Annotated in this window: 23 protein-coding genes; 14 read left to right on the top strand and 9 right to left on the bottom strand. The window is 69.6% G+C overall.

What is annotated here, in order from left to right; all coding sequences use genetic code 11:
• Positions 1 to 54: 54 nt before the first annotated feature.
• Entirely contained in the window at positions 55 to 1752 is a 1698-nt protein-coding gene (locus tag WA640_RS12375) for a DUF2264 domain-containing protein (RefSeq protein WP_335987972.1), read from the bottom strand.
• A 57-nt stretch (positions 1753 to 1809) separates the two neighbouring features.
• On the bottom strand, positions 1810 to 3648 hold the full coding sequence (locus tag WA640_RS12370) for a rhamnogalacturonan lyase family protein (protein WP_335987971.1): 1839 nt from the start codon (positions 3646 to 3648) through the stop codon (positions 1810 to 1812).
• Positions 3649 to 3857: 209 nt separating this feature from the next.
• Between WA640_RS12370 and WA640_RS12365 the strand changes: the two genes are divergently transcribed.
• From WA640_RS12365 to WA640_RS12335, 7 genes are all read left to right on the top strand, one after another.
• Positions 3858 to 6602, top strand: a complete 2745-nt coding sequence (locus tag WA640_RS12365; RefSeq protein ID WP_442904752.1) for an exo-rhamnogalacturonan lyase family protein — start codon at positions 3858 to 3860, stop codon at positions 6600 to 6602.
• A 147-nt stretch (positions 6603 to 6749) separates the two neighbouring features.
• The gene (locus WA640_RS12360) at positions 6750 to 8045 is read left to right on the top strand and encodes a hypothetical protein (RefSeq protein WP_335987969.1); all 1296 of its coding nucleotides are present in this window, start codon (positions 6750 to 6752) and stop codon (positions 8043 to 8045) included.
• A gap of 167 nt (positions 8046 to 8212) precedes the next feature.
• Positions 8213 to 8575, top strand: coding sequence for a DUF2089 domain-containing protein (locus WA640_RS12355; RefSeq protein WP_335987968.1), 363 nt, complete (start codon positions 8213 to 8215; stop codon positions 8573 to 8575).
• Positions 8572 to 8832, top strand: a complete 261-nt coding sequence (locus tag WA640_RS12350) for a hypothetical protein (RefSeq protein WP_335987967.1) — start codon at positions 8572 to 8574, stop codon at positions 8830 to 8832. Before WA640_RS12355 ends, WA640_RS12350 begins: the two co-directional genes overlap by 4 nt.
• A 22-nt stretch (positions 8833 to 8854) precedes the next feature.
• Positions 8855 to 9271 (top strand): SHOCT-like domain-containing protein, encoded by a 417-nt coding sequence (locus WA640_RS12345; RefSeq protein ID WP_335987966.1) that lies wholly within the window; start codon positions 8855 to 8857, stop codon positions 9269 to 9271.
• Between the two features lie 57 nt (positions 9272 to 9328).
• Positions 9329 to 10123: an ABC transporter ATP-binding protein gene (locus tag WA640_RS12340; protein WP_335987965.1), complete on the top strand. Its 795-nt coding sequence runs from the start codon at positions 9329 to 9331 to the stop codon at positions 10121 to 10123.
• A complete protein-coding gene (locus tag WA640_RS12335; RefSeq protein ID WP_335987964.1) occupies positions 10120 to 10881 on the top strand; it encodes an ABC transporter permease in 762 nt (253 codons plus the stop codon). The genes WA640_RS12340 and WA640_RS12335 overlap by 4 nt, the downstream gene beginning before the upstream one ends.
• A 57-nt stretch (positions 10882 to 10938) precedes the next feature.
• Here the strand turns inward: WA640_RS12335 and WA640_RS12330 are convergent, their stop codons facing one another.
• Complete coding sequence (locus WA640_RS12330; RefSeq protein WP_335987963.1) at positions 10939 to 12474, bottom strand: hypothetical protein; 1536 nt, start codon at positions 12472 to 12474, stop codon at positions 10939 to 10941.
• A 71-nt stretch (positions 12475 to 12545) separates the two neighbouring features.
• Between WA640_RS12330 and WA640_RS12325 the strand changes: the two genes are divergently transcribed.
• Complete coding sequence (locus tag WA640_RS12325) at positions 12546 to 13307, top strand: SIR2 family NAD-dependent protein deacylase (RefSeq protein WP_335987962.1); 762 nt, start codon at positions 12546 to 12548, stop codon at positions 13305 to 13307.
• Between the two features lie 31 nt (positions 13308 to 13338).
• Here WA640_RS12325 and WA640_RS12320 read toward each other — a convergent pair whose 3' ends face one another.
• Entirely contained in the window at positions 13339 to 14526 is a 1188-nt protein-coding gene (locus tag WA640_RS12320; protein ID WP_335987961.1) for an MFS transporter, read from the bottom strand.
• Positions 14527 to 14684: 158 nt separating this feature from the next.
• Between WA640_RS12320 and WA640_RS12315 the strand changes: the two genes are divergently transcribed.
• From WA640_RS12315 to WA640_RS12305, 3 genes are all read left to right on the top strand, one after another.
• Positions 14685 to 15155 (top strand): MarR family winged helix-turn-helix transcriptional regulator, encoded by a 471-nt coding sequence (locus WA640_RS12315; protein WP_181245726.1) that lies wholly within the window; start codon positions 14685 to 14687, stop codon positions 15153 to 15155.
• A 272-nt stretch (positions 15156 to 15427) separates the two neighbouring features.
• Positions 15428 to 16255, top strand: coding sequence for a Scr1 family TA system antitoxin-like transcriptional regulator (locus tag WA640_RS12310; RefSeq protein WP_335987960.1), 828 nt, complete (start codon positions 15428 to 15430; stop codon positions 16253 to 16255).
• On the top strand, positions 16230 to 16475 hold the full coding sequence (locus WA640_RS12305) for a DUF397 domain-containing protein (RefSeq protein WP_335987959.1): 246 nt from the start codon (positions 16230 to 16232) through the stop codon (positions 16473 to 16475). The genes WA640_RS12310 and WA640_RS12305 overlap by 26 nt, the downstream gene beginning before the upstream one ends.
• Here WA640_RS12305 and WA640_RS12300 read toward each other — a convergent pair.
• Positions 16459 to 17013 carry a TetR-like C-terminal domain-containing protein gene (locus WA640_RS12300; protein ID WP_335987958.1) on the bottom strand — a complete coding sequence of 185 codons (555 nt, stop codon included), beginning with the start codon at positions 17011 to 17013 and terminating at the stop codon, positions 16459 to 16461. The two genes, WA640_RS12305 and WA640_RS12300, sit on opposite strands and share 17 nt — an antisense overlap.
• 61 nt (positions 17014 to 17074) lie before the next feature.
• On the opposite strand from WA640_RS12300, the gene WA640_RS12295 reads away from it, so the two are divergent.
• On the top strand, positions 17075 to 18043 hold the full coding sequence (locus tag WA640_RS12295; protein WP_335987957.1) for an alpha/beta hydrolase: 969 nt from the start codon (positions 17075 to 17077) through the stop codon (positions 18041 to 18043).
• A gap of 648 nt (positions 18044 to 18691) precedes the next feature.
• Here WA640_RS12295 and WA640_RS12290 read toward each other — a convergent pair.
• Together WA640_RS12290 and WA640_RS12285 are read right to left on the bottom strand one after the other, a co-directional pair.
• Entirely contained in the window at positions 18692 to 19693 is a 1002-nt protein-coding gene (locus tag WA640_RS12290) for a hypothetical protein (RefSeq protein WP_335987956.1), read from the bottom strand.
• Between the two features lie 102 nt (positions 19694 to 19795).
• Entirely contained in the window at positions 19796 to 22525 is a 2730-nt protein-coding gene (locus WA640_RS12285; protein ID WP_335987955.1) for a beta-L-arabinofuranosidase domain-containing protein, read from the bottom strand.
• A gap of 193 nt (positions 22526 to 22718) precedes the next feature.
• On the opposite strand from WA640_RS12285, the gene WA640_RS12280 reads away from it, so the two are divergent.
• Both WA640_RS12280 and WA640_RS12275 read left to right on the top strand, forming a co-directional pair.
• Positions 22719 to 23036 carry a DUF2218 domain-containing protein gene (locus WA640_RS12280; protein ID WP_335987954.1) on the top strand — a complete coding sequence of 106 codons (318 nt, stop codon included), beginning with the start codon at positions 22719 to 22721 and terminating at the stop codon, positions 23034 to 23036.
• Positions 23037 to 23103: 67 nt separating this feature from the next.
• Positions 23104 to 23943: a deoxyribonuclease IV gene (locus WA640_RS12275; RefSeq protein ID WP_335987953.1), complete on the top strand. Its 840-nt coding sequence runs from the start codon at positions 23104 to 23106 to the stop codon at positions 23941 to 23943.
• Here WA640_RS12275 and WA640_RS12270 read toward each other — a convergent pair.
• Positions 23940 to 24725 (bottom strand): hypothetical protein, encoded by a 786-nt coding sequence (locus tag WA640_RS12270; RefSeq protein WP_335987951.1) that lies wholly within the window; start codon positions 24723 to 24725, stop codon positions 23940 to 23942. The two genes, WA640_RS12275 and WA640_RS12270, sit on opposite strands and share 4 nt — an antisense overlap.
• 77 nt (positions 24726 to 24802) lie before the next feature.
• Positions 24803 to 25921, bottom strand: coding sequence for an NADH:flavin oxidoreductase (locus tag WA640_RS12265; RefSeq protein WP_335987950.1), 1119 nt, complete (start codon positions 25919 to 25921; stop codon positions 24803 to 24805).
• Between the last annotated feature and the right edge of the window lie 16 nt (positions 25922 to 25937).

The following is a 25937-nucleotide window of genomic DNA, read 5'->3' as shown; positions in this document are numbered from 1 at the left end:
TTAAATCGTTTTAACTTGTGTCGCGGTCACCTTAGATCGCGGTTTCGAAGCCTGTCAAGCGGGTCGCTCGTGCCTGCCGACGTAGAACCGGGCCTTGAGGACGTGGGTCCCCGGTTCGAGCACGCCGGTGACGACCGGCAGAACCGTTGCGGGCCAGTACATGTGGGTGCCCGGCACCGGGTAGATGACGCTGCGCTCGCGCCCGTCCTCGGGAATGACCGAACTGCGGATGCCCCGCGAGGTCGCGATCGCCGCGAACTCGCCGGCGATCGTCTCGGCGCCGTCGCGCGGGACGCACCAGGCGCCCTCGCCGGTGTGGAGGCGCCGCGCGGTCTCGATCGTGTGGGTGCGCACCTGCCATCCGCTCCAGAACGCCTCCACCTCCGAGATGATCGTGACGTCTTCCCAAGGGCACCAGGCGACCGTGAGGCCCTGCTCCCCCACTCGGGACTCCACGGAGTCCTCGCGGCCGCGCCAGTGGACGCCGTCGTCGGAGAGCATGAGCGCGCCGTCCGGCGCGGCCGCTTCGAGGCCGGGGCCGTCCACCGAGCGCGAGAACCCCGCGAGCGAGGAGTAGGCGAGGCGCGCGTACGTGTCCTTGCCCCCGCGCATCTTCTCGCGCCAGTCCTGGCCGTTGAGGCGCATCACGTCGCCGTCGTGGCCCCTGACGTGGATGGTCTTCGCCGCCGGAGACACCGCGGTCCCGGGTTCGAGGTCCGTGGGTTCAGAGGTCCAGAAGGGATGGTCCGCCGGGGCGAGGAGCCCGGTGAAGACCTTCGAGGCCCACCACGGCGATCCGGCCGTCAGGTACTGCTCGACCAGCGCGTCGTTCGGGTAGCCGTACCCGACGCTCAGCCGGTGGTCCGGGGTGAGGATCGGCTTGTCCCACCACCATTCGAGGAGGCGGCGGCTGAGTCCGGCGGCCTCTCCCCACGGCACGGCCTCCACGTCGGCGGCGGCCAGCGCGCCCCACAGGGACCCTTGCGCGAAGCGGTACCCCATGCTGCGCCCGTAGGGGACGGCCGCGCCGTCGGCGGCGAACCAGGACCGGAAGCCGCGCGCGAACTCGGCGGCGGGCTCCACGAAGCGGTCGTCGCCGCCGAGGCGGTAGTGCAGGAGCGCGTAGGTGTGGAACGCGAAGGGGTTGTAGTAGTCCACGCGCCCTTGGGGTCCGTCTTTGAAGACGCCCCCGCCGAGGTCGAACTCCCCGATGCGGTCGAGGTGGGCCCGGGCGACGGCGGGGTCGCGGTCGGCGCCGATCGCGTCGAGGCCGTGGCCCACGAGCACCGGGAAGTAGTGCCAGTTGTTGTCGACCACTCCGGTCGTGTAGGCCTGGGAGAGCCAGGCGATGGTGTGGTCCTTCGCCTTGGGGGCCAGGGGTTCCCAGAGCCGTTCGGGGGCGGTGGCGAGGGCCCAGCCGAGGGCGGCGGCCTCGACGCAGCGCTGGGCGCCGTCGTGGAAGTCCCCGGCGTACCAGTCGTCGCCGGGGTCGACGGCGCGGGCGATGGTGGCGGTGACGGCGTCCCAGAGGTCGTCGGGGACGGCGTCGGCGGCCGCGGCCAGGCCCCAGAGCGGGCGCATGAGCTGTTCGAACCAGTTCTCGTTGTGGGTGTGGTTCGACATGGTCACGGGCATCGCGTCGGGGCCTTGGACGGCGAGGTCGAGGCCGGGCCGTCCGATGGCGAGGGCGGCGCGCTGCCAGCCGGTGCGGGTCTGGTCGAGCGGGCCGAAGGCCCGCAAGGGAGTGGTCACAGTCGGTTCAATCCATGGGGTCGGGCGGGGCCGCCGGGGCGGCCCCGCGGTGCGGCGCTAGTAGGTGATCGGGGGCGCGGGCGGGGTGGTCATGCCCGAGCCGAGGTAGTAGTCGACGTGGTGGGACTGCATGTAGCCGTGGACGGTCATGCAGTTGCGGTACTCGGGGTTGTGCGCGAGCGTGTACAGGCGGGTGGTGGTGGGCTTGTCGGTGGTGAAGATGATGAGCTGGTCGTAGGCGGCGTTGGTGTAGACGGCCTCTTCGCGCCAGTCGCCGAGGAGGTCGCCGACGAGGGTGGGTCCGCCTTGGGCGGCCTTGACGGCGCCGTAGTTCGTGACGGTCTCGATGCGCGGCAGGCTGTTGGTGGGCTTGGGGTTGAGGGGGTCCCACTCTTCGAGCTTGCCGTCGTTGAGCAGTTCGATTGAGGTGTCGCCGTCCCACCACAGGCCGAGCTGGGGCCAGGGGCGCAGGGACGTGTCGGGTTCGGTGAGGGTGTTGGTGGAGGCGTTGTAGAGGCCGTCGAAGGACCAGACCTCCATGCCGGGGTAGCGGGGGTCGACGTCGCCGGCCATGCCGCGGCCGACGTCGGCGGTGCCTTCGAGGGTGTGCTGCCAGATCATCTGGCCGTTGGCGGCGTCGTAGTAGTACTCGCGCAGGCCGGAGGCGTTGTCCTGCTGCACGCCGTAGCCTTCGAGGCCGGGGTTGGCGGGGTCGATGTCGGCGATGTGGAACCGGTCGCCGTGCTGGATGCCCTGGTCGGCGAGGGAGTAGCGGAGGGTGCCGTTGCTGTTGAGGACGAACCCGATGTGGGCGACCTCGTCGGTGCCGTTGCCGTCGACGTCGACGATGCGGATGTTGTGGCCGTCGGCGGCGTTCGTGGAGCCGCGGTTCCACTTCCACTGCTGGGTGAGGTTCTGCCCCGACCAGGAGTAGGCGGCGATCATCATGTTGAACCCGCCGCTGTCCTGGCGGTTCTTCATGGAGGCGATGAGGGACGGGCGCTGCCCGTCGAGGTAGCCGACGCCGAACTGGGCGGCCATGGGCCCGTCGGCGAGGTAGTCCTGGGCGATGCTCACGTAGTTGCGCAGGGCCCCGGTGCGGCCGTCGAGGATGCCGATCCACTGCCGATTGTCGTCGGCGTGGGTCCAGGTCTGGCCGTCGCCGAAGACGGTGCCGTCGGCGAATTTGAGGGCGACGTCGGCGAAGCCGTCGGTGTTGAAGTCGTAGACGGTGACGCCGTCCCAGTGCCCGACGTCGATGGTCGCCGAGCCCGGTTCGATGTTGTCCTGGTTGGTGGAGTTGGGGCCGAGGTTGACCGACCACAGGAACTGGCCCCTGCTCGTGTACGCCTCGATCGACTGGGGTGAGGTCTGGCGGTCGACCACGTAGTCGTACTCGCCGTCGCCGTCGAGGTCGCCGGTCCAGGTGAACTTGACGGGGCCGCCGGCGCGCATGGGGATGCGCACGACCGGTTCGTCGGCGTGGTTGGCGCTCAGGGTGAACGAGCCGCTGGGGGTCTGCTCGGCGCCGCCGACGACGGGGACGACGCGGTAGGCGTTGGCCTGCGCGAGGTTCGCGGCGGTGTCGGTGTAGTTGGTGCCGCCGGTGAGCACGGAGGAGTTGAGTTTCGTCCAGGCGCCGCCGTTCGCGGACCGGTAGACGTTGAAGCCGATGCCGCTCGGGTCGAGGCCGAGGAGGCGCCAGCTGACGAAGACGCTGGAGCCGTTGCGCACGGCGACGACGCTGCGGCCGAGGTCCTCCATGGTGCGCACGGTCTGCTGGGCTCCGACGTCGGGCTCTTCGGCGTGGGTGGTCGTGGCGCCCACGGCGAAGGCGGTAGCGGCCGCGAGGCCGATCACCGCCCCGATCGCCGGGAGTCGCTTAAACGTTTTCATGATCGCTCCAAGTATGCCGGTGGAATGGGCGCGCCGCCAGACCCCGTACCCGACATTCGCGTCGGCCGAATGTGGCTCACCCTCGATCGGTTGACGATACATCGATGTGTGACTATATTGAACCCCCTGAGTTAAAACGATTTAAGTCAGACCCGTCCGCTCCCCCTCTTGGAGGCAACGTGACCAGCCCTTCACCCGCTCCGGAACCCATGTCCAGCACCGGTTTCAGCCGCCGCGGCGTCCTCGCCGCCGGCGCGGGGGTCGCGGCGGCGGCCGCCCTGTTCGAGGCCGCGCCCGCGCACGCCCAGACCGGCCCCTCGACCGACGCCGGACCGGATTCGGTGCGGCTCGACTGGCTCGAAGGCGCCCCCGCCGAGTCCCCCGGCTCCACCTGGGGCGTCCCGTGGGGCCCCGGCCGCTTCGCCGAGGACCAGCAGTTCAAGCTCACCGGCGCCGACGGCGCCCCCGTCCCCGTCCAGACCTGGCCCCTCGCCTACTGGCCCGACGGCTCCCTGAAGTGGACCGCCCACGCCATCGGCCCCGACGCCAGGCAGGAGTCCTTCACGCTCGAAGCGGGCGCACCCGCCGAGTCCGAGCACGTCGTGTCGGTCTCGAAGTCCCGCAGCCACATCGACATCGACACGGGCGTCATCTCGGTGCGCATCGGCAAGTCCGGCACCGACCTCGTCAAGCACGTCAAACGCGGCGACCGCACCATCGCGTCCTCCGGCCACCTCGTGAACATCACCCAGGCCGAGGCCCCCGACCCCGAGACCGGCTCGGTCACCCGCGACCGCTACGCCAGCGACATCGACGAAGTGAGCGTCGAACAGGAGGGCCCGCTGCGCGCGGTCGTCCGCATCGACGGCACCCACCGCAAGACCCGCGGCAGGGGCCGCTCCTGGCTGCCGTTCACCGTGCGCCTGTACTTCTACGCGGGCGGCGAGTCGTTCCGCATGGTCCACACGTTCGTCTACGACTCCGACGGCGACGACGCCTTCATCGCCGGACTCGGCGTCCGCTTCAAGGTCGCCATGTCCGACGCGATGTACGACCGGCACGTGCGGTTCGTGGGCGAGGGCCACGGCCAGCTCACCGAGGCCGTCAAGGCCGTCACCGGCATGCGGCGCGACCCCGGTGCGGCCGTGCGGGAAGCGCAGATCGCGGGCACCGCGCTCCCCGATCCGTCCACGTGGGACCAGCGCGTGACCACGCGCCTGCAATGGATCCCGGACTGGGGCGACTACTCGCTCACCCAGCTCACCTCCGAGGGCTACCAGATCAAGAAGCGCACCAAGGAGGGCCACGCCTGGGTCCCGGTCGACCAGGGCCGCCGCTCCTCCGGGTTCGGGTACGTCGGCGGCGTCTCCGGCGGGTTCGCGTTCGGCATGAAGGACTTCTGGCAGCGCCACCCCTCCGGGCTCGACATCCGGGGCGCGCACACCGACGAAGCCTCCGTGACGGTGTGGATGTGGTCCCCCGAGGCCCAGCCGATGGACAACCGGTTCTACCACGACGGCCTCGGCCAGGACACCTACGCGAAGCAGCTCGACGCCCTGGAGATCACCTACGAGGACTGGGAGGCCGGCTTCGACACCCCCTACGGCGTCGCCCGCACCACCGAGCTCCTGTTCTGGGCCCTCGACGCGACCCCGAGCCACGATCGCTTGGGCGCCATGGCCGACGCCGTCCGCGCCCAGCCGCAGGTCGCCGCCCCGCCCGAGCACCTGGCGGCCGCGGGCGCGTTCGGCGGGCTCGTGGGGCCCGTGGACCGCTCGCACCCGTTCAAGGAGTTCACCGAGGACGTGCTCGACGCGAACTTCCAGTACTACAAGGCGGCCCAGGGCCAGCGCCACTGGTACGGCTTCTGGGACTACGGCGACGTCATGCACTCCCAGGACGGCGACCGGAAGGTCTGGCGCTACGACGTCGGCGGCTACGCGTGGGACAACTCCGAGTTCTCCACCGACCAGTGGCTGTGGCAGTACTACCTGCACACCGGCACCGCCGAGTCGTTCCGCTTCGCGGAGGCCATGACCCGCAAGACGACCGAGGTGAACACCTACCACATCGGCGACTGGGCGGGGCTCGGCACGCGGCACGGCGTCATGCACTGGGGCGACTCGTCCAAGCAGGTGCGCATCTCCAACGCGAACTACTGGCGGTACTTCTACTACCTGACCGCCGACGAGCGCGTGGGCGACATCCTCCACTCCCTGCACGACTCCGAGCTGACCGCCCTCGTCCTCGACACCGGCCGCAAGATCCGCGACCCCGAGACCGACCCGTGGGACCCCGACCCCACGGCCGTGGATATCGGCTTCGGCACCAGCTGGGCGCCGCTCGCCGCCGCCTGGCTCACCGAATGGGAGCGGCGCGGACCCGACTGGGAGTTCTGCCGCGACAAGGTCCTCGGCACGATGGAGACCATTGCGGCGCAGCCGAACGGCTTCGCGCAGGGCAGCGCGCTCTACAACACCGAGACCGGCCGGTACGCGATCGCCGAGACCCCCGTGGTGGAGCGCTCGAACCTCTCCAGCGGCTTCGGCCGCTTCGAGATCGTCGCCGAGCTGCTCCAGCAGGTCGACATGCCCGCGTTCGAGGCCGACTGGCTCCGCTACAGCCGCTTCTACACCGCCACCCGCGCCGAGCAGGAGGCCGAGTACGGCTCGCGTTTCGGCGACCTGTTCCTGTGGGCGTATTCGCGGGGCAACGCCCAGGTCTACGCCCGCACCGGCGACGAGGACCAGGCCCGCCACACCTGGAAGGTCTTCCGCACCCAGGCCGAGTACTGGCGCGGCGACTCCCCCGACTGGCCCGCGTTCGAACGGGTCGAGACCACGCTGAATCCGACCGACTGGTGGCCGCGCATGGCGACCAACGACGCCGCCCAGTGGGGCATGGCCGCCATCCAGAACCTCCACCTCGTGGGCGACTTCGTCCCTGACGAGTAGGCCGCGGGGGGAAAGGAGTCAGGGGCCGCGGCGCCGCCGGAGACGGCGCCGCGGCCCTCGCGCGCGCTGCGGGCAGCAGTGGTGGTCCGCGCCTACAATGACCGCGTTTCTCCGTCATTGCCCGGCAGGAAAGTGAACGCATCCACCATGAAGATCAGAGCGGCTTTGTGCTGCCTCGCCGCCTCGGGACTGCTCCTGAGCGGGTGCAGCGACGACAGCGGCACCATCGACGAACCCGATGAGGCCGCGACTTCCGCCGCGGCGGAAGAGGAGACCGAGGCCCAGGCGTTCGACCCGCCCAAGGAGTTCGACTTCGAAGCGGGCGTGGCGCTCCCGCCCGAGGCCGTGGCCTCCAAGATGAACACCACCGGCTCCAACGTCCAGCAGCTCCCGGTGGCCCTCGTCGGGACGAAGGCGTTCATCGCCTCCGCCGAGCGCCTCCAGGTCGTGGACACCGCCACCGGTGAGGCCCTGCCCGACGTCGTGCCCGCCTCCGGCACGCCGATGCCGCCGATGCAGACGACCGGCATGGTCGGCGAGAACCCGTTCGAGGCCCCGCTCGTCATCGAGTCCGGCGGCACGACGCTGGTCATCGCGCCGTTCATCGTCCAAGACGCCGAATACAACTACGACCTCGACGTCGTCGCGGTCGACGGAGCCACCGGCGAAGTCGTGTTCGACGTCCCGGTCGAGCTGCCCGCACTGGCCTACGGCGGCTACGAGCACGCCGAGGCCATGGGCGAGTCCGGAGGCGTCGTCCTCATCAAGGTCTTCGACGTGTACACCGTCGCCTTCGACACGGCGGCGCAGTCGGTCGCGTGGGAGGCCGAACTGGCCCCCTACCTCGTGAGCGGCGACGTCGTGGTCGCGCCGTCGACGGAGACCAGCTCCAACTACGACGGGCTCCTCATCGCCGACGGCACCCCCAAGTGGGCGAACAAGGACCTCGCCATCGAGGGCATGTACGAGCTCCAGGCCGCGGGCCCGAACTACTTCGTGGCGCTCGGCTCCCACATCTCCCTGGAGAACGGCCAGGAGCCGTACAACATGCTGTTCGAGACCGCGACCGGGAACGTCGTCCGCCAGGAGGACCGGGACTTCAGCAGCCACGAGTGCCGCTTCGACGGCCAGGAGACCGTCGTCTGCTTCGTCCGCGCCCCGGGCTTCTGGATGGGCGCACTGGACGCCGCGACCGGCGAATGGCTCTGGGAGACCACCGAGGCCGAACCCGGAATCAACGTCACCGCCGTGTGGCACGGCATCGCGTACGGCCTGGCCGACAACACCACCCCGGCCGCCCTCGACGTGCGCACCGGCCAGCCGACCGGGATCTCCCCAGGCGTGGCGCCGTACGTCGTCAACGAGTACACCGCGGTCGCCGACACCGTCGCGGGCACGTGGGGCGACGGCGGCGGCGTCGCCGCCTACCCCGCGATCGGCTAGACCGCCGCACCACAACTACACATAGCAGGACGAACCGCCCCCTTCGGGGGCGGTTTTTTCATGCCTTCAAACTCAAACTTAAGAAACTCAAGATTCTGGAGTTGACACCTTGAGAATCTCAAAGTACAAATGAAGAAGGAACACACCACCGACGAGAAGGGGCCGAGATGGACTGGCAGGAGCTGACGGACCTGACCCGAGGGCAGGAATTCGTCGTCGAGCGCGTCCGCCTCACCGAGAGCGGGATCGCCGTCGAAGGCGAGTTCGAGCCGCCGCAACTGGCCCAGCTCAGCGCCGAGGACCAGGTCTTCGTGGTCGCGTTCGTCAAGTCGCACGGCTCGATCAAGGAGATGGAGCGGATCTTCGGGATCAGCTACCCGACGGTCAAGGCCCGGCTCAACCGCATCGCCGGGCACTTCGACTTCATCGAAACCGACCCGGCCCCCTCCGGCGCGGACGTCATCGAGCGCCTGCGCCAAGGGGACATCAGCGTCGACGAGGCGCTGGCCGAACTTGAGAGGTCCCGATGATCCCCCAGCTGGTGACGGCGCGCTGGCGCCGCCGCGACGGCCGCTACCGGCGGCTCTTCCTGCCCGTGATCCCCATCGTGCTGCTGCTCTCGCCGCTGCTCGTGCTCGCCGTCATCGGCGGGGTGATCGCGTGCCTCATGTACGACCTGCCGCCCTTCAGAACACTCGCCGGCGTGGGGCGGCTCTTCTGGGCGCTGCCGGGCGCCCGCATCGAGGTCGAGCAGGGCCGCACGGACCTGCTCCTCTCCATCAGGTAACAGCAAAGGAAACCAGGAAACCATGAACGAACAGCGCCGCCAGATCCTCCAGATGCTGGCAGAAGGCAAGATCACCGCCGACGAGGCCGAGCGCCTCCTCACCGCCGTCGAGACCGAGGAGCCCGAGTCCGCGCCCGCGGTCCGCGGGAAGCGCCCGAAGTTCCTGCGCCTCATCGTGGACGCGAACGACGAGCACAGCGGCGAGACCAAGGTGAACATCCGCGTGCCGCTCAAGCTGCTGCGCGCCGGGATGCGGCTCGCGGTCTTCGTGCCGCCGCAGGCGCTCGAACGCGCCAACGAGGAGCTCGTCAAGCAGGGCGTGCCGATCGACCTGACCGAGATCAAGCCGAACCAGCTCGAAGACCTCGTCGACGCGCTCGACGAGCTCACCCTCGACGTCGACCAGACCGACACCAAGGTCCGCATCTTCTGCGAGTGAGCCGTGCTCGACCTGGGCCTGCTGCTCACCCTCTATCCACCACTGAACCGAGGAGCCATGAACACCCCTGAACCGGCGATCCGCATCAGCGGACTCCAGAAGTCCTACAAGGACCTCCACGTCCTCAAGGGCGTCGACTTCGACGTCGCCCGCGGCAGCATCTTCGCGCTGCTCGGGTCGAACGGCGCGGGCAAGACCACCGTCGTCCGCATCCTCTCGACCCTGCTCAAGGCCGACGCGGGCATCGCCGCCGTCAACGGCTTCGACGTCGCCGCCGAGCCCGGCAAGGTCCGGGAGTCCATCAGCCTCACCGGCCAGTTCGCGGCGGTCGACCCGATCCTCACCGGCCGCGAGAACCTCGTCATGATCGCCAAGCTCCGGCAGGTCGAGCGCCCCAAGGAGGTCGCCGACGGCCTCCTGGAGCGCTTCGGCCTCACCGAGGCCGGCGGGCGGCGCGTCGCCACCTACTCCGGCGGCATGCGCCGCCGCCTCGACATCGCGATGAGCCTCATCGGCGACCCGCCGGTGATCTTCCTCGACGAGCCCACCACCGGGCTCGACCCCGAGGCCCGCATCGAGGTGTGGGGCATCGTCCAGAACCTCGCCGACAACGGGACCACGGTCCTGCTGACCACCCAGTACCTCGACGAGGCCGAGAAGCTCGCCGACCGGATCGCGATCCTCCATCAGGGCGTCATCATCGTGAACGGCACGCTCGCCGAGCTACGCGCGCTGCTGCCCTCCGCGACCGTGGAATACGTGGAGCGCCAGCCGAGCCTGGAAGAGGTCTTCCTGGCGCTCGTCGGCGACAAGACCCCGAACGGCAAGCAGGACAAGGAGGAGCGGTTATGAGCGCGCACACCGTCAGCAACGCGGGCGTCATGCTCGGGCGCTCGATGCGCCACATCACCCGCAGCCTGGACACGATCATCACCGTGACGATCACGCCGATCGCCCTGATGCTCCTGTTCGTGTACGTCTTCGGCGGCGCCATCCAGGCGGGCACCGACAACTACGTGAACTACCTGCTGCCCGGCATCCTCCTGATCGCCATCGCCAGCGGCATCGCCTACACCGCGTACCGCCTGTACGGCGACCTCCAGTCCGGGATCTTCGAGCGGTTCCACTCCATGCCGATCGCGCGGTCGGCCGTCCTGTGGGGACACGTGCTCACCTCGCTGGTGTCGAACCTGATCTCCGTGGCGGTCATCGTCCTCGTGGGCCTGCTCATGGGCTTCCGCACCTCGGCGGGCCCGCTCGCGTGGCTCGCGGTGGCCGGCATCCTCATCCTGTTCACGCTGGCCCTCACCTGGCTCGCGGTGATCGCGGGACTCACGGCCTCGTCGCCCGACGGCGCGTCCGCGTTCTCCTACCCGCTGATCTTCCTGCCGTTCATCAGCTCGGCGTTCGTGCCCACCGACACGATGCCCGCGCCGGTGGAGTGGTTCGCCCAGCACCAGCCGGTGACCTCGATCGTGAACACGATCCGGGCCCTGTTCGCCCAGCAGCCGGTCGGGGACGACATCTGGGTGGCCCTCGCCTGGCTGGTCGGCATCCTCGTCGTCGCGTACGTGTTCGCGATGGCGGCCTACCACCGCAAGATCGCTTGATCCTCAAGGAAACCAGTGCGGGTCGGCCCTCCCCGGGGCCGACCCGCCGCTTCGCGCTCAGGGGTTGACGAAGGCGGAGAACGCGGCCTCGAAGTCGGCGTCGGTGGAGTCGACCGACATTGACGAAGGCGGCTCGTCGAAGAAGTAGATCGTGTCGGGGCAGTCGCCGCCCACGTCGATCGGGCCCTCATAGATCTGCTCCCCCGTGCGCACGTTGATGACCGTGACCTGGAACCGCTTGGTGAAGAACTCGACGGTCACACCGCCTTCGTAGTCGCACGAGCCGACGCGCTCGCCTTCCTCCAGCGAGCCCGAGCACACGGCGATCGACGCCTCGGTGATGTCGCCGGCGATCCAGTCGCCGGGGAGCGCGTCGGAGTGGTCGAACCCGAACAGCGCCATGCGGTGCGGCCCCGCGCCCGCGTAGTCGGGGGCGGTCGACAGCGGCTCGGGGAGTCGGCAGTAGCTCGGTGCGGTGACGGTCGGGTCCTCCGGCCAGCCGTCGAGCAGCGGCCTGACGGTCGCCAGGTCGAAGCCGCCCTGGGCGGTCACAAGGTCGGGGTGGTCGGGGAACTCGTCGAGGAACAGCTCATAGGCGGCGACGGCGGCGTCGTAGTCGCCTGCGGCCGTCAGTTCGGCGCCGCAGCCGAGGATCGCAGCGGGGGCTGCGGCCTCGACCGAGGAGTCGACGCCCTCGAAGCCGCCGAATCGCTCCGGGTCCGCGAAGGTCCGCGCCGCGACGTCCATGACCGCGCAGGGCTGGGCGGCGGGCAGCGCGGCCAGGAAGTCGTCGACGACGGCCTGCGCCTCCTCGGCGCGGTTCGGGGTCGCGTCGAGCACGGTCGCCAGGTGGTCGAAGCCGTCTTCGGCCGGGGTGGCGCCGCTGGAGAGCGCGTCGGTGAGCTCCAAAGCGGCGAGGTCCAAGAGCACGTCGGTGCGGAGGTCGAGCGCGCCGTCCCAGCGTGCGCCCGGGTGATCGAGGTAGTCGGTGAGGTCGGCGACGGCGGCGCTGGGGCCTTCGTCTGCGATCTCCTGCGCCGCAAGGAGGAGCGCACAGGCTTCCGTCTGGTCGCGGGCGTCGGCGGCGGCGAGGCCGTCGACGATGCGGTCGAGGGCGCCGAGGCTTTGGGCGCGTTCGCTCGCGGTGGCGCAGTCGCCGTCCTCGTGGGCCTGTGCGACACCGAACCCGACCGCGCGGGCGTGGACCGCGACGGCGAGCACGGCCAGGAGCACGAGTGCTCCGGCCCCGAGGCCGATCTCGCGGGGGCGGCGCCCGAGGGGTGGCGCGGGTTCGCTTGCGCGCCAGTCGGTCCGGTTGGCTCCGGCGTACCAGCCGTGGGCGATCGAGGCGGCCCACCACACGAGGAGGGCGGCGCGCCAAGGCCAGGCGGGCGGCTCGCTCGCGGCCACACCGATGACCAGCACGAGCGAGCCTGCGGCGGCGAGCCCGGCGAGCCGGTAGCGGCCCAGGATGAGGTAGCCGACCCCGAGGAGCGAGGCGTTCCCGACCGCGGCGGCCACGGGTTCGCGCTTGAGCGGGGCAGGCACCCTGCGGGCGAGTCGGCGGAGGGGTGACAGTGGTTCAGTTGTCATGCGGTGCCTTCCGGAGGGGTGCGCGAGACACGGACTCCATTATGCGCATACCGTGCGGTAGGTTGCGACAGGTGAACGACGCATCCGTTTCCGAGGTCGCCCAGTGGTTCGCCGAGGCCGAGGCCGCCGTGGTGCTGACCGGCGCCGGCATCTCCACCGAGTCCGGGATTCCGGACTTCCGAGGGCCGCAAGGGGTCTGGACGAAGAACCCCGCGGCCCAGTTCATGTTCACCATCGACAACTACCTGGCCGACCCGGGCGTGCGGAGGCAGGCGTGGGAGGCGCGACTCGTGAGTCCGGTGTGGACGGCCGAGCCGAACGCGGGGCACCGGGCGCTGGTCGACTACGAGGCGACGGGGCGCCTGCGGGCGATCCTCACGCAGAACATCGACGGCCTGCACCAGGCCGCCGGGTCCGCCGAGTCGCGGGTGGTGGAGCTGCACGGCACGGTCCGGGAGGTCGTGTGCCTCGACTGCGGCGACCGCAACCCGATGCTCGACGTACTGCCGCGCATCGAAGCGGGCGAAACGGACCCGGCCTGCCTGGAGTGCGGCGGCATACTCAAGTCCGCGACCATCTCGTTCGGACAGGAGCTGGTCCCCGAGGTGATCGAGACGGCGGTGGCCGCCACGAGGGGCGCGGACCTGTTCGTCGCCGTCGGCACCTCGCTCGGCGTGTATCCGGCGGCCGGGCTGTGCGACTACGCGGTGGCCCGCGGGATCAGGCTCGTCATCGTCAACGCCGAGCCCACCCCGTACGACGGGGACGCCGACGCGGTGCTGCGCGAGCCGATCGGCGAGTTGCTCCCCCGGCTGGTGGCCGGGGCCCGGTGACCGGCCGCGCGGGCGCGGCCGGTCCCTGCGTTCAGGCCGGTTCGTGGACCGGGACCGGCTGCGGCGCAACGCGGTTCGGTCGCCGGTCGAGCGCCCCGGACCAGGCCGTGACACCGAACGCGAGCACCGCCATGGCCGCGCCGACCCACACCGGCGAGGTGTAGCCGAGCCCTGCACCGATGGTGAGGCCGCCGACGTACGCGCCGATCGAGATGCCGAGGTTCGCACCGGACGAGGCGACTGCCGACGCGAGCGTCGGGGCGCCCTTGGCCTTGTCGATGGCACGGGTCATGAAGCCCGGCACGGTGGCGAACCCGGCGCCGCCTACGAGCATGAGCGTGACGGCCGCGGCGATCTGGAAGTGCGCGGTGAACGTGAACGCCACCAGCACGACTGCGAGCAGCGCCGTCGTCACCAGCAGCGTCGGCACCTGCGCGCGGTCGGCGAACCGGCCGCCGAGGAGGTTGCCGATGACCAGGCCCACGCCGAACAGGACCAGCAGCGGCGTGAGCGCGGCGGGCGAGTACCCGGCGACCTCGGTCATGAGCGGCGCGACATAGCTGTAGGCCGCGAACAGGGCCCCGATGCTCAGGCCCGCGATGGCGACGGCGAGCCACACTTGCAGGCTCTTGAACTCGGCGAGCTCGCGCCGCAGGCTGGTCTCCTCCGGGCGCGGTTGGCGCGGCACGAGGAACACGATGCCGGCCAGGCTGACCAGGCCGAACACGGTGATCATCCAGAAGGTCGCGCGCCAGCCGTAGCCCTGCCCGACCCAGGTGCCGAGCGGCGATCCGACCACGTTGGCGACGGTGAGGCCGGTGAAGACCATGGAGATGGCGCGCGAGCGCTTGGACTCGTCGACAAGGTCGGCGGCGACCACGGAGGCCACGCCGAAGAACGCGCCGTGGCAGACGGCGGCCACGATGCGGCCGGTCATCAAGAGGCCGTAGGAGACGCCGACGGCGGCGATCATGTTGCCCGCGATGAACAGCACCATGAGCACGATGAGCATGTTCTTGCGCGGCAAGCGGGTCCCGGCGGCGGTGGCGATCGGGCCGCCGATCACGACGCCGAGGGCGTAGCCGGAGATGAGGAGGCCCGCGGTCGGCAGGCCCACCTTCATCTCGTCGGCGATCTCGGGCAGCAGGCCCGACACCACGAATTCCGTGGTGCCGATACCGAATGCGCTGATCATCAGCGCGAAGAGGGCTAGAGGCATGGCGCTCCGGACTCCTTCTCTGGGAATGCTTGGACTCGCGGGCCATTCTATGCACAAGCATAATACGTCTATGCATGAGTTGCAAGCGCAAGTTATGGAGGTGCATGATAAAGTGGTTTCAGCGCCGTTACGCGCCGCGAGTCCAGGAGGTCGATGGCATGCCACTAGTCACCACGGTGAGTCCGAGCATCCTGCTCCCCTCGGAGCTGGAGCGGCACTGGCAGTCGATGCGCATCCTCCAGGGCGCCGTGGACGACGCCGCGAACCGCGCCTTGACCGCCGAGCACGGCCTCTCGCTCTCGGAGTACAACGCCCTTGCGGCACTTCACTTCTCAGACGACGACGGCCACCTGCGCCAGCAGATCCTCGCCGACGCCATCCCGCTGAACCAGAGCTCGCTGAGCCGCCTGGTCGGGCGCCTGGAGAAGCTGGGCCTGACCGAGCGGTACGTCTGCCCGAACGACCGGCGCGGCGTCTACACCCAGATCACCGAGGCGGGCCGGGCCAAAGTGGAGGAGGCGCGGCCGACCTACCTGCGGGTGCTCCGCGAGCACCTCGCCGAGGCCGCCGGCTCCCCCGAGGTCGAGCGCCCGCTCGCGAAGTCCCTCGAAGCGGACGGCAAGGCTTAACGCCGCTCGGTCGCGATACAGCCCAAGCTGAACACCGTCTCGGCGAGTGCGTGGTTGGCGGGGCAGCGGATGCTACCTGCCCCGCAACGGTTTCGAGCGGATTTGTCGTTGATCTGACTCTGTCGCAGGGGGACCCAAATTTTTTGGCCGATTTCTTGCGCGCAAGTTTTGGGACCGCTGAAAGCACAAAGGAACTAGCCGCCCGTGGCGGTTCTCGTTTGCCCTGGGGACATGGGAACCTAAATGTCCCACCAGGTACGACGGAGGTGCACATGGCCGATCCCTCGCCGCTTACAAGCTGGAATATCCGCACCCATCTCGCCGATGCGCGGATCAAGCAGAACCTCACGCCGAAGCGCCTTGCGGGCATCCTCGGCATCAGCGAGCAGACGGTGCGCAACTGGGAGAAGAGCGCGACGATCCCGACCTACGCCGAGATGATCGGCATCGGTAAGGAGCTCGGGATGGGTGAGGAGATCAGCCAGTTCCTGGCGAACATCGCCCGCGACAAGCTGAGCCTCAACCTGGAGAACGTGCCGCGATACAACGCGCTGGGGCTTGCGAAGGCCGAGCTTCACTACGGCTCCATCTGGAAGTACGAGTCGAACCTCGTCCCGGGCATCCTCCAAATCCGGGAGTACGACAAGCAGGTGTTGCAGCCGGCTGAGGGCATGACCAATGAGGAGACCGAGTTCGGTGCCGACTTCAAGCAAGAGCGGCAGGTAGGGATCAAGCTCCGCACCGACCCCTACCGGATGAGCATCATCATGGGGGCGACCTGCTTCTACGACCTCAAGGTCATGGACGCCGCCGCCCGCCATGAGCAGATTGAGGCGATCCGGGAGTGGAACTCCCTGCCCAACTGGGAGATCCGGGTCATGGTCGGTCCGAGCAATCTCGGCGCACCATTCGAGGTATATGTCCCAGGCAAGAGCAGGACCGCGGGTCCGCCATTCGTCTACGTTCAGATTCATGACCGCAGCTGGTGCATCGAGGAGCTGGAGCGGGTCGAGGGATACCATGAGCGCATCAAGGGGAACTGGACCCGCTGCAACGACTTGGAGGAATTCCTTGATGCAGAACGTAACCGCTTGGCGTAAGAGCACCCGGAGCAGCAGTGGCGGCGGCGGGAACTGCGTCGAGCTGCGCCGTTCCTGGAGGAAGAGCAGCCTCAGCGACAGTGGCGGTGGCGGCAATTGCGTGGAAATCGCCCCCTGCGAGGACGCCGGTTTCCACGTTCGCGACTCGAAACTCGGCGACGGCTCTCCGATGTTCGATCTGAGCGAGCAGGACTTCTCCGCGCTTATTCGAACGCTCTGAGCGCCATAGGGATCAGAATCTCGACATCCTCGTCGTCCATAGGGCGGCCGATCATGCCCATGCGGTGGAGCAAGGTGCCGGTGATGACGTCGATGAACATCAGGATCCGCTGTTCAGATTCGCCGAGGTAGTCCTTCAACATCTCAAGATAGGGCGCCTGGAAACGGGTGCTCAGCAGTTCCCGCAGAGCCGGGTCGTTGACCGCGTCGCTGAAGACCCCGGCGAAGGCGGCGCCGACACCCGGCTCTCCGATCTTCCCGGCGAGCCAGCGCACCGCGCCCGCAAGCGCCGCCGTGCGGTCCTCCCCCAGCTCGGGCATCGGACTGAAGACGTCCAACAGACAATCAATGATCAACGCGCCCTTTGAAGGCCAGCGCCGGTAGAGCGTGGTCTTCGCGGTCCCGGCCGCCGCCGCGATGCGGTCCATGGTCGCTCCCGCGTAGCCGAGTTCGTCGGCCGTGCGGAGCGTGGCCGCGAAGACCGTGGCGTTCAGGTCGGCGCGCGGCCGTCCGGCCGACGACGAAGTAGATGCTGGCACCCGGACAGGCTATCCTGAAATTACGCTACTTCGAGTAGCGTATTCGAGATCGGAGGAAGCCATGTCCCTGAAACCCCACCTCGGCGTCCGGTTGCTGATGAAGGACAAGGTCGACTGGGAGGCGGTCGGCCCGAAAGAGGTCGTCGCGATGCGCGCGAAGTCCGAGAAGCTCATGGCCTCGCCGCTGCTGCGGCTGGTGACCGGGCGGCCCGATCCGGGCGCGCGGGTCGAGGAGCGGTTCCTCGACCTGCCCGGGCGGCGGCTGCGGCTGCGCGTGTTCCGGCCCGTGCGCGCGGAAGGGCCGCTGCCGCTGGTGCTGTCGTTCCACGGCGGCGGGTTCATCGCGGGTGCTTCTGAGCAGAACGACTGGGTGAACAGCGGCATGTCGGCCGCGCTGGGCGCGGTCGTGGTCGGCGTGGACTACCGGCTCGCCCCTGAGCACCCGATCCCGGCTCCGGTCGAAGACGGTATCGAGACCCTCGACGCGCTCGCATCGGACCCGTTCGGCTGGGGTGTGGACCCCGAGTCGATCGCGGTGTTCGGCGAGTCGGCGGGCGGGACCATCGCCGAGATGATGGCGCTGCGTTCCCGCGAGGAGGGCCCAAAGATCCGGGCCCAGGTGCTCGCCAATCCTGCCACTGACTGGTCCGTGTCCTTCATGGACTACCCTTCCGTCGAGCGCAATGCGCATCAGCCGGGGCTGTCGGTCCCGAAGTTCCGCCGGTCGGCGGACCTCGCCTTCCCTCCCGATGTGGATCGGGCCGCGTACTCCCCTGTCACGTTCACGAGCCTTGCGGGCGCGCCGCCGGCACTGGTGGTGGTCGGCGGCCTCGACATGGCCCTCGACCACGGGCAGCGGTACGTGGACCGGTTGCGCGAGGACGGCGTGGACGCGCGGATCGCGGTGTACCCCAGAGCGACTCACGGGTTCATCAGCACCCCGGGCCTCGTCCCTGCGGCGAAGCCGGCGCGGGCCGAGGTGGTCTCGTTCCTCGCCGAGCGACTGCGGGAGCGCGCGCACAGTAGATAGCGGTGGCGGTCCGGACAGTGGCCGGTATGCGTGCGATCGCAGCGGTGCATCGTGGGCGGTGGCGTCGGTGCCGGGTCCTCTGATGCCCGGCCGGGTGGCGCTGCTGCCCGCGTTCACGCTCTGGTTCGCGCTGGTGGCCTTGGTGTGGTCGGTCGCGGTGGCGGTCCGGTCGTGTGCCTCGTAAGGAGCACTGCCTCCGGTCGGGGTGATCCCTCCCGGGGGTCTGCCGCCCGATCACCATGTCCCCTGCGGGATGGTTGACTGCTGCGGGTCGCGATAGCACTGCGAGGATGAGATCCGCCTGGTCCGACATCTCGCGACGGGGGCGCTGCCTCGGAAGAAGTCCGGTTTGCCAGTAGGCCAGAGGCTTGGCTTAGTCTGCTTGCACCTACTCGACACCTGTACGATTTCCCTGTCCTTGTGCGTACCCCAAGTATCCCCTGCCCCACCAACCACTGTCATCACCCACAGGTGGGCAATACCCTCACATTCCGCACCCGGACCCGCCGCACCCCCAACCGCCCCAAGGCAACCGACCCGACCCCACTCGCCAACGCACCCCATCGTCGCCGCCCGATCTAACCCCCACCACCACCGGCCAGGAACGAGCATCAGAGCCCTATATCCTATTTCCTATAGGATATAGGGTCACTCGCCGCGGGCGCGAATCTCCGCATAGACCCTGGTATTGCGGTAGGCCGTGAAGGTAGCCTCCTGCGGACTCGCCGTGCGGGCAATGAGGTCGCAGGCATCCTGGAAGCGCTCGACGGCCTCACCAGTCCGGCCCTGGAGGAAGGCCGCGGTGCCGAGTTCGAACACCGTGCGATGCCGGAGTTTGACGAGGTGCTTGTCCGGGTCGTCGGCATCATCCGTAAACGAGGTGAGCACCCCGAGCAGCACGTCCTCGGCGGCCTTGGGCTTGCCGTTGGCGAGTTCGCAAGCGGCCGTGGTGACGGCAAGGAACAGGGTCTCCCAGTCGCCGGTGCCGGGGAGAACCTCGGCGGGCCGGCCGGGCTGCCGCTGGGCCTCCTCCAGGAGCGGGAGCGCGAGTTCGACCTCTCCGGCCTCCATGAGGGCGGCGCCGACGAGCTGGGCGAAGAGGAGCTGCTCGTCATCGGTGAGGCCCAAAACATTCCGGTCCCGGACCAGGGAGCCGACGGTCTCCTGAAAATCCGCATGCCGGCCCGCGGCGCGCTGGCGTTCGGCGAGGTCCTGCATGGCGAAGGCGTACGGGAGGCCGCCGGTCTCGCGCAGCTCGTCGGCCTGGGCGCGGATGCGCTCGATCTTGCGGAGGGCGCGGGCGCCGCCGATGGGGCGCTCCTCGGCTTGGATGGTCTTGAGCTTGCGGACCTCCGGGGAGTCGGGGCCGTGGACCACGCTCGCTTCGCGGATGACGTAGCCGAGGTGGTCGCGCAGGCGCCTGGCGCCCGTTCCGGCCCGGAAGAGGGCCTCGGCGTACCGGGAGCGGATGTCGGTGAGGAGCGGGTCGAGGCGGGAGAGGTGGGACTCGGCGGCGTTGAGGGCGCGGCCGGCGGCGCGGGCGCGGGTGCGGGGCGAGACGGTGAGGCCGTGCTCGTCGTCGTCGCTCGCGAACGCCTTGAGCTGAGCGGTCTTCTGCTCGTAGCGTTCCTGGTCCGTCTTGCCGTACACCACTGGGCCTCCCCGATGCCTCCCCGATCGTCCGGGCTCCGAGGCGGACGCGCGGCGGCGGGGCCGGTCCAGCGGAGACCGGTCCCGCCGACGCCTTCGATGCTAGATGAACCTCCACAGGTGGTCGGCGGTGCCGTTGTCGTCCCAGAGGACGATCTGCGCGCCGGAGGCGGTAGAGGCGTTGGTGACGCCGAGGACCCGGCCGCCGTTGGCGCACTGGATGCGGAAGGCGTTGCCGCTGCCCCAGCGCAGGCGCCAGCGGTGGTCGGCGGTGCCGTTGTCGTCCCACTGCATGATGCGGGAGCCGTTGGCGGTGGCGGCGTTCTCGACGCCGAGGACCTTGGCGCTGTTGGAGTTGCGGAGCTTGAAGTAGCCGCCGGTGTCGAGGACCGCGGTCCACAGGTGGTCGGCGGTGCCGCTGTCGGCCCACTGGATCGCGAGGCCGCCGTTGGCGGTGGACATGTTCTGGACACCGATGACCAGGCCGCTGTTGACGTTCTGGATGCGGCGGGCCCCGGCGGGGACGAAGCGCCAGCGGTTGTCGGCGGTGCCGTCGTCGGGCGCCTGCACGGCCTGGGCCCCGGCGGCGGTGGAGGCGCCGGAGATGCCGAGGAGCTTGGAGCTGTTGGAGTTGCGGAGCTTGTGGGTGCCGTCGCCCTGGTCGACGGGGGTCCAGAGGTGGTCGGCGGTGCCGTTGTCGGCCCACTGGAGGGCCGCGGCGTTGTCGGCGGTGGACATGTCCTGGATGCCGAGGACCTTGCCGCTGTTGCGGTTGCGGATCTTCAGGGCCGAGCCGGAGACGACCAGCTCCCAGAAGTGGTCGGCGGTGCTGGTGTCGTTCCACTGCACGGCGAGGCCGCCGTCGGCGGTGGACATGTCGCGCACGCCGAGGACGAGGTTCGAGTTGGCGTTGTACAGCTTGTAGGCGGGTGCGTCGGTGCTACCGCCGCCGGTGTTCCAGTAGACGGTGTAGTTGTGGCCGTGGGCGTCGTAGAACGGGCCGAGGTTCACGGTGGCGCCGTTGGCGGTCGCGGTGAAGGCGAGCGATGAGGTGCTCGTGCGCTGGATCGACTCGGGTTCGAGGACCGGGAGGGCGCTCAGGGTCGTGGACCCGTAGTTGCCGGAGAGGACGGTGGGGCCGTAGATCGCGGCAGCGACTTCAGCGTTGTCATTCGAGGGCTCGACGACGAGCCGCATGGGGAGCTTGAGGGTCACCGTGTCGCCGGAGGCCCAGGTGCGGGTGAGGGCGGCGTACGTGCCGGGGGTGGTGTCGATGCTCTGGACGGCGCCGTTGACGGCCACGGTCGCGCCTTGCGTCCAGGCGGGGATGCGCAGGCGCATCGTCCAGGAGCCGCTGGTGGAGCCGGTGACGGTGAGGGTGGTCGTGTCGGAGACGGGGTAGGTCGTGGACTGGGCGACGGTGATGCCGCGCTCGGACCAGGTGAGGGTGGAGGGGGTGAAGAGGTTGACCCACAAGGTGGTTCCCGCGTACCAGTACACCGAGTCCATGAGCTTGGTGAAGGTCTCGATGCCGGTGCCCTGGCAGCACCAGAACGAGTTGTAGTCGGTCGACCAGGTGCCGCCGCCCCAGGCCGGGCCGACGCCGCGGCGCCCGCCCGCTTTCAGGGGCGTGAAGTAGGTGATGTGGCCGTGGGCGCTGCCGGGGTCCTGCCAGCCGATGAGGTGGTTGAGGAGGGCGCGCTCGTAGAAGTCGAAGTAGGAGGCGTCCTCGGGGTCGAGCTGCCACAGTTCGCGGGTCAGCTTGAGCATGTTGTAGGAGTTGCAGCCCTCGCAGGTGTCGGTGTCCAGGTAGGACGCGATGGCGTTCGCCGGGCGGAAGTGCTCGGCCTCGGAGTTCCCTCCGATGGCGTACGTGTGGGCGCTGGTGACGATCGACCAAAAGTTGTCCGCGATGTTCCGGTAGCGGGTGGTGCCGGTGGCCTTGTACTCGCGGGCGGCGCCGATCGCCTTGGGCACCTGGGTGTTCGCGTGCAGGCCGTTGAGCGCGTCGGTGCCGTTCGCGAGCGGGTCGAACACCGAGGCGTGGTCGAAGCGCTGGGCGGCGGTGAGCCAGCGCGCGGTGCCCGTCTGCTGGTAGAGGTCGGCGAGGACGGCGTTCATGCCGCCGAACTCGGTGCGCAGCACGTTCTGCATCTGCGTGGTGGTGAGGCGGGCGGTGCGGGTGTCGACCCATCCGGCGAAGGCGAGGAGCACGTCCCGGGCCTGGGTGTTCTCGATCAGGCGCCAGACGTCGAGGAGCCCGGCGAGGGTTTTGTGGATCACGTAGTAGGGCACGTTGCCGTTGGAGAGGGTGCCGTTTTCGAGGGCGGTGAAGTCGGATTCGGGGAAGCCGCAGAGGTATCCGGCGGCGAACCCCTTGGCGGCGTTGTTGGCCTGGCACTTGGCGAGTTCGGCGACCATGGTGTTGGCCTTGTCGCGGCAGGTGGTGTCGCCGAGGACGGCCCAGGCCTGGGCCCAGGCGGTGAGGAAGTGGCCCTGCATGTGGGTGCGGAAGGGGAAGTCGGGGGCGTCCCAGCCGCCGTTGGCGGCGGCGCCGCCGGTGGAGAGGCCGTGGTTGGCGCGGAAGTTGTAGAGGAGGCGGTTGACGTCGACGTCGCGGAGGTATGAGAGGGTGCGGTTCTGGTTGTCGAGCCAGCGCCCGGCATTGAGTTTGACGCGGCCGAGTGCGAAGGGCTGCGCGAGGTTCCCGATGTCGGTGCGCACGGGGGCGACGGCGGCGTGGGCGGTGCCGGGAGCGGCCACGGCGGTCGCGACGGCGGCCGCTCCGGCCGCTTGGAAGAGGCGGCGTCGACTCAGAGGTGAGGACGGCATAGAGTGCTCCTATCTGGAGTATGTGCACGGTCACATTGATATCAATATATTTATCGATAACACCTGTGTCAACCTGGCCCCTCGCTGGATTTGTTGTCGTCATTGACAAATAGGCCTCCCGGTGATTAGCCTGCGGGAGTACCCGAACGGCGACGGGACGGGGCAACGGAACGCAGTTCTCGGAGGGGAACGCATGATCGAGACGACCACCATCCGCAACGACCAGGGCGGCCTGCTGGCCTCCACAGCCGAGGTCGCGACCCAGCGATCGGCCAGCTACGCCGACCTCCTCGCGGAGCACTTGGGCCGCAAGGTCCCCGTCGAGCCGCTGCCCGGCGGCTACCGGCTCCACTTCGGCATCGGCGAGGGCCTCCTCAACTTCGGCCCCGAGTCCCTCTCGCTCCTCGTGACCGCCGACGACGGCGCGTCCCTCTCCAACCTCCGCGACGCCCTCGCCGTCAACCTCGAACGCCTCGGCCACCGCGACAACCTGCGCGTCGTCTGGCGCTGACCGGGGAACCCCCGCCGCCCGCGCCCCCGATGCGGAACAATGTGGGGCGACGAAGGGGGACAGAGCGGTGGCAGCCAAGAAGCGGCCGATCGGCGCGCACGTGCCGGTCGGCGGGGGCCTGGTCAAGAAGGGCCTGGCCGAGGCCGACGCGATCGGCGCAGAGGTCATCCAGATCTTCATCGGCTCCCCGCGCGGGTGGGCGCTCCCGCGGGTCGAGGCGTCGCTGGCCGAGCGCTTCCGCAACGAGTGCGCGGAGCGGAAGCTCCCGGTGTACGTCCACGCCTCGTATCTGCTCAACCTGGCGTCCCCGGACAAGGACGCGCTTCAGAAGTCCGTCGAGCACCTGCGGGCGGCGCTGGTCGAATCCGCGAAGCTCGGCGCGGTGGGCGTGGTGGTCCACGCGGGCTCCTCGAAAGACGGCGACCGGGACGCGGCCCTCCGCCGGATCGGCCCCGCGTACCGGGCGGTCCTCGACAACGCCCCCGACTCGGTGCGACTCCTCGTGGAGCCGACCGCGGGCGCCTCGAACGCGATGGCCCACACCTTCGAGACCACCGCCGAATACCTTGACGCCGTTGGCATCAAGGAGGTCGGCCTGTGCCTCGACACCTGCCACCTCCACGCCGCGGGCGAACCGCTCGCGAACGCCCGGGCGCTCGCCGCGTCCCTCCGCAAACTCACCGACGACATCGGCCCGAACCGGATCGGCCTCGTCCACTACAACGACAGCCGCGACCCGCAGGGCTCCCGCCGCGACCGCCACGCGACGCTCGGCGAGGGCCTCTTGGGAGACAAGGGACTCCGTGCGGCCGCCCGCACACCCCTGCTCAAGGACATCCCGCTCGTGACCGAGACGGACACCCGCGAGCACGACGTGGCCTACGCGAAGAAGCTCGCCAGGGGCTAGGAGCGCTTCCGCCCGATCTCGACGCCTGTGCCGACGCCGGCCGCGGCCCGCCGTTTCCTGTCGACCCGCTGAAGCGCCATCCCGGCGACGACCAGGCCGACTTCGACCGCGATCGCCACCACCGCGAGCACGGTGTTCTCCGACGTCAGGCCGATGGCGATCACGACGGCGACGACCACGATGATCGGCATGAGGGCCAGGGCCGCGCGGTTGCGGCGGAAGTTCTCCTCCGAGGTGTCCATCATGTTCTCGTCGATCGCCTGGTGCGGGCGCAGGAGGATCTGGAGCGGCCACAGCACCACGACGTAGACGGCGACGGCGAGCAGCAGCCCGGCGACGTACCCGAGCAGGCCGAACGCGATCGAGGGCGCGGACGGCCCGTCCTCGGCGAACCAGTAGTGCCACTTGTTCTGCGCCTGCGCGGCGGCGACCGCGCCCGAGGCGCGCATGACGATCTCGGTGACGCCCATGACGATCACGGCCCCGAGCGCCCCGAACAGCGGGAACACGAACCAGCGCGGCTTGACCGTCGCCATCGACAGGTCCCGGTCGCGGCGCCACGCGAGTTCGATCGTGGGGAACGCGCCCGCGAGCGCGGGGCCGATGAACATGAGCCAGCTGACGGGGTTCTCCCCCTCGGTGTCGCCGACCGCGGCCGCCAGGCCCCACGCACTCGCGAGCACCCCGACCACCGTCACGATCCGCGCCGGAATGCTGTAGTTCGCCGCGAGCCAGCCGCGCTGCTTGGTCGGTTCAGCGCGCTTTTGTCCGGAGGAGGTCATTTCGCGATGCTACCAATCCCGTTCCAACCCTTCCGAGCTGGCATTTCGCCGGGAGTCCCCGATCGGGCCCAGCGGCCTCAGGCGAGGGAGCCGAGGAGTCCGGCGGTGAACGGGTTGGTGGGCTCGCCCCTGGTGATGCGGCGCGGCCAGTCGGGGTCGGCGATGAGGCTGCGGCCCACGGCGATCAGGTCGAACTCGTCGTGCTCCATACGGTCGAGGAGCCGGTCGATGCCGGTGGTGCCGGGCGTGAACGCCATGCCCTCCGGGCCCATGAACTCCTTGTCGAGGCCCACCGAGCCGACGGAGATCACGGGTTTGCCGGTGAGCTTCTTCGTCCATCCCGCCAGGTTGAGGTCGCTGCCGTCGAACTCGGGGAGCCAGTAGCGGCGGGTGGAGGCGTGGAACGCGTCGACTCCGGCGTCGGCGAGCGGCGCGAGGAGCTGTTCGAGTTCGATAGGGCTGGCGGCGAGCTTGGCGTCGTAGGCGCCGCCCTTCCATTGGGAGAAGCGGAAGTTCACCGGGAAATCCGGGGAGACGGCGGCACGGACGGCCGCGACGGTCTCGGCGGCGAAGCGGGCGCGCGAGGACAGGTCGCCGCCGTAGGCGTCGGTGCGCCGGTTCGTGTGCGCCCACAGGAACTCGTCGATGAGATACCCGTGGGCCCCGTGGATTTCGACGCCGTCGAAGCCGAGGCGCTCTGCGGCGGCGGCGCTCTCGGCGTAGGCCGCGATCACCGCGTCGATGTCGGCCCGGGTCATCGCGCGGCCCTTCGGCTCGCCGTCGGTGCCGAGGCCGGAGGGGCTGAGGACGTCGGCGTCGGGCACCGGCCCGGTGCCGGGGTCCCGGTCGGCGCCGACGTGCCACAGCTGCGGGAAGATCCGGCCGCCCGCCGCGTGGACGGCCTCGGCGACCCGCCGCCAGCCCGCGAGCGGCGCTTCGCCGTGGAACCGCGGCACGCTGTCGCTGGCCCAGGTCGAGGCGTGCCCGACGTAGGTCCCTTCGGTGACGATGAGCCCGACCCCGCCCGCGGCGCGGCGGGCGTAGTAGGCGGCGACGTTCTCGCCGGGCACGCCGCCGGGCGACTGGCCCCTGGTCATCGGCGCCATGACGACGCGGTTGCGCAGGTCGAGCCCGTTGATCGTGTACGGCCGCGTGAGCAGTCGGGTCGCCCGTTGGGCGGTGGCGTTGTCGCTCATGGGAAGTCTCCTGCCT

The organism is Glycomyces sp. MUSA5-2 (assembly GCF_037034145.1).
GTDB lineage: Bacteria > Actinomycetota > Actinomycetes > Mycobacteriales > Micromonosporaceae > Glycomyces > Glycomyces artemisiae.
The sequence above is the reverse complement of the archived record's forward strand: the minus strand, read 5'-3'. Positions and strand labels throughout refer to the sequence as shown.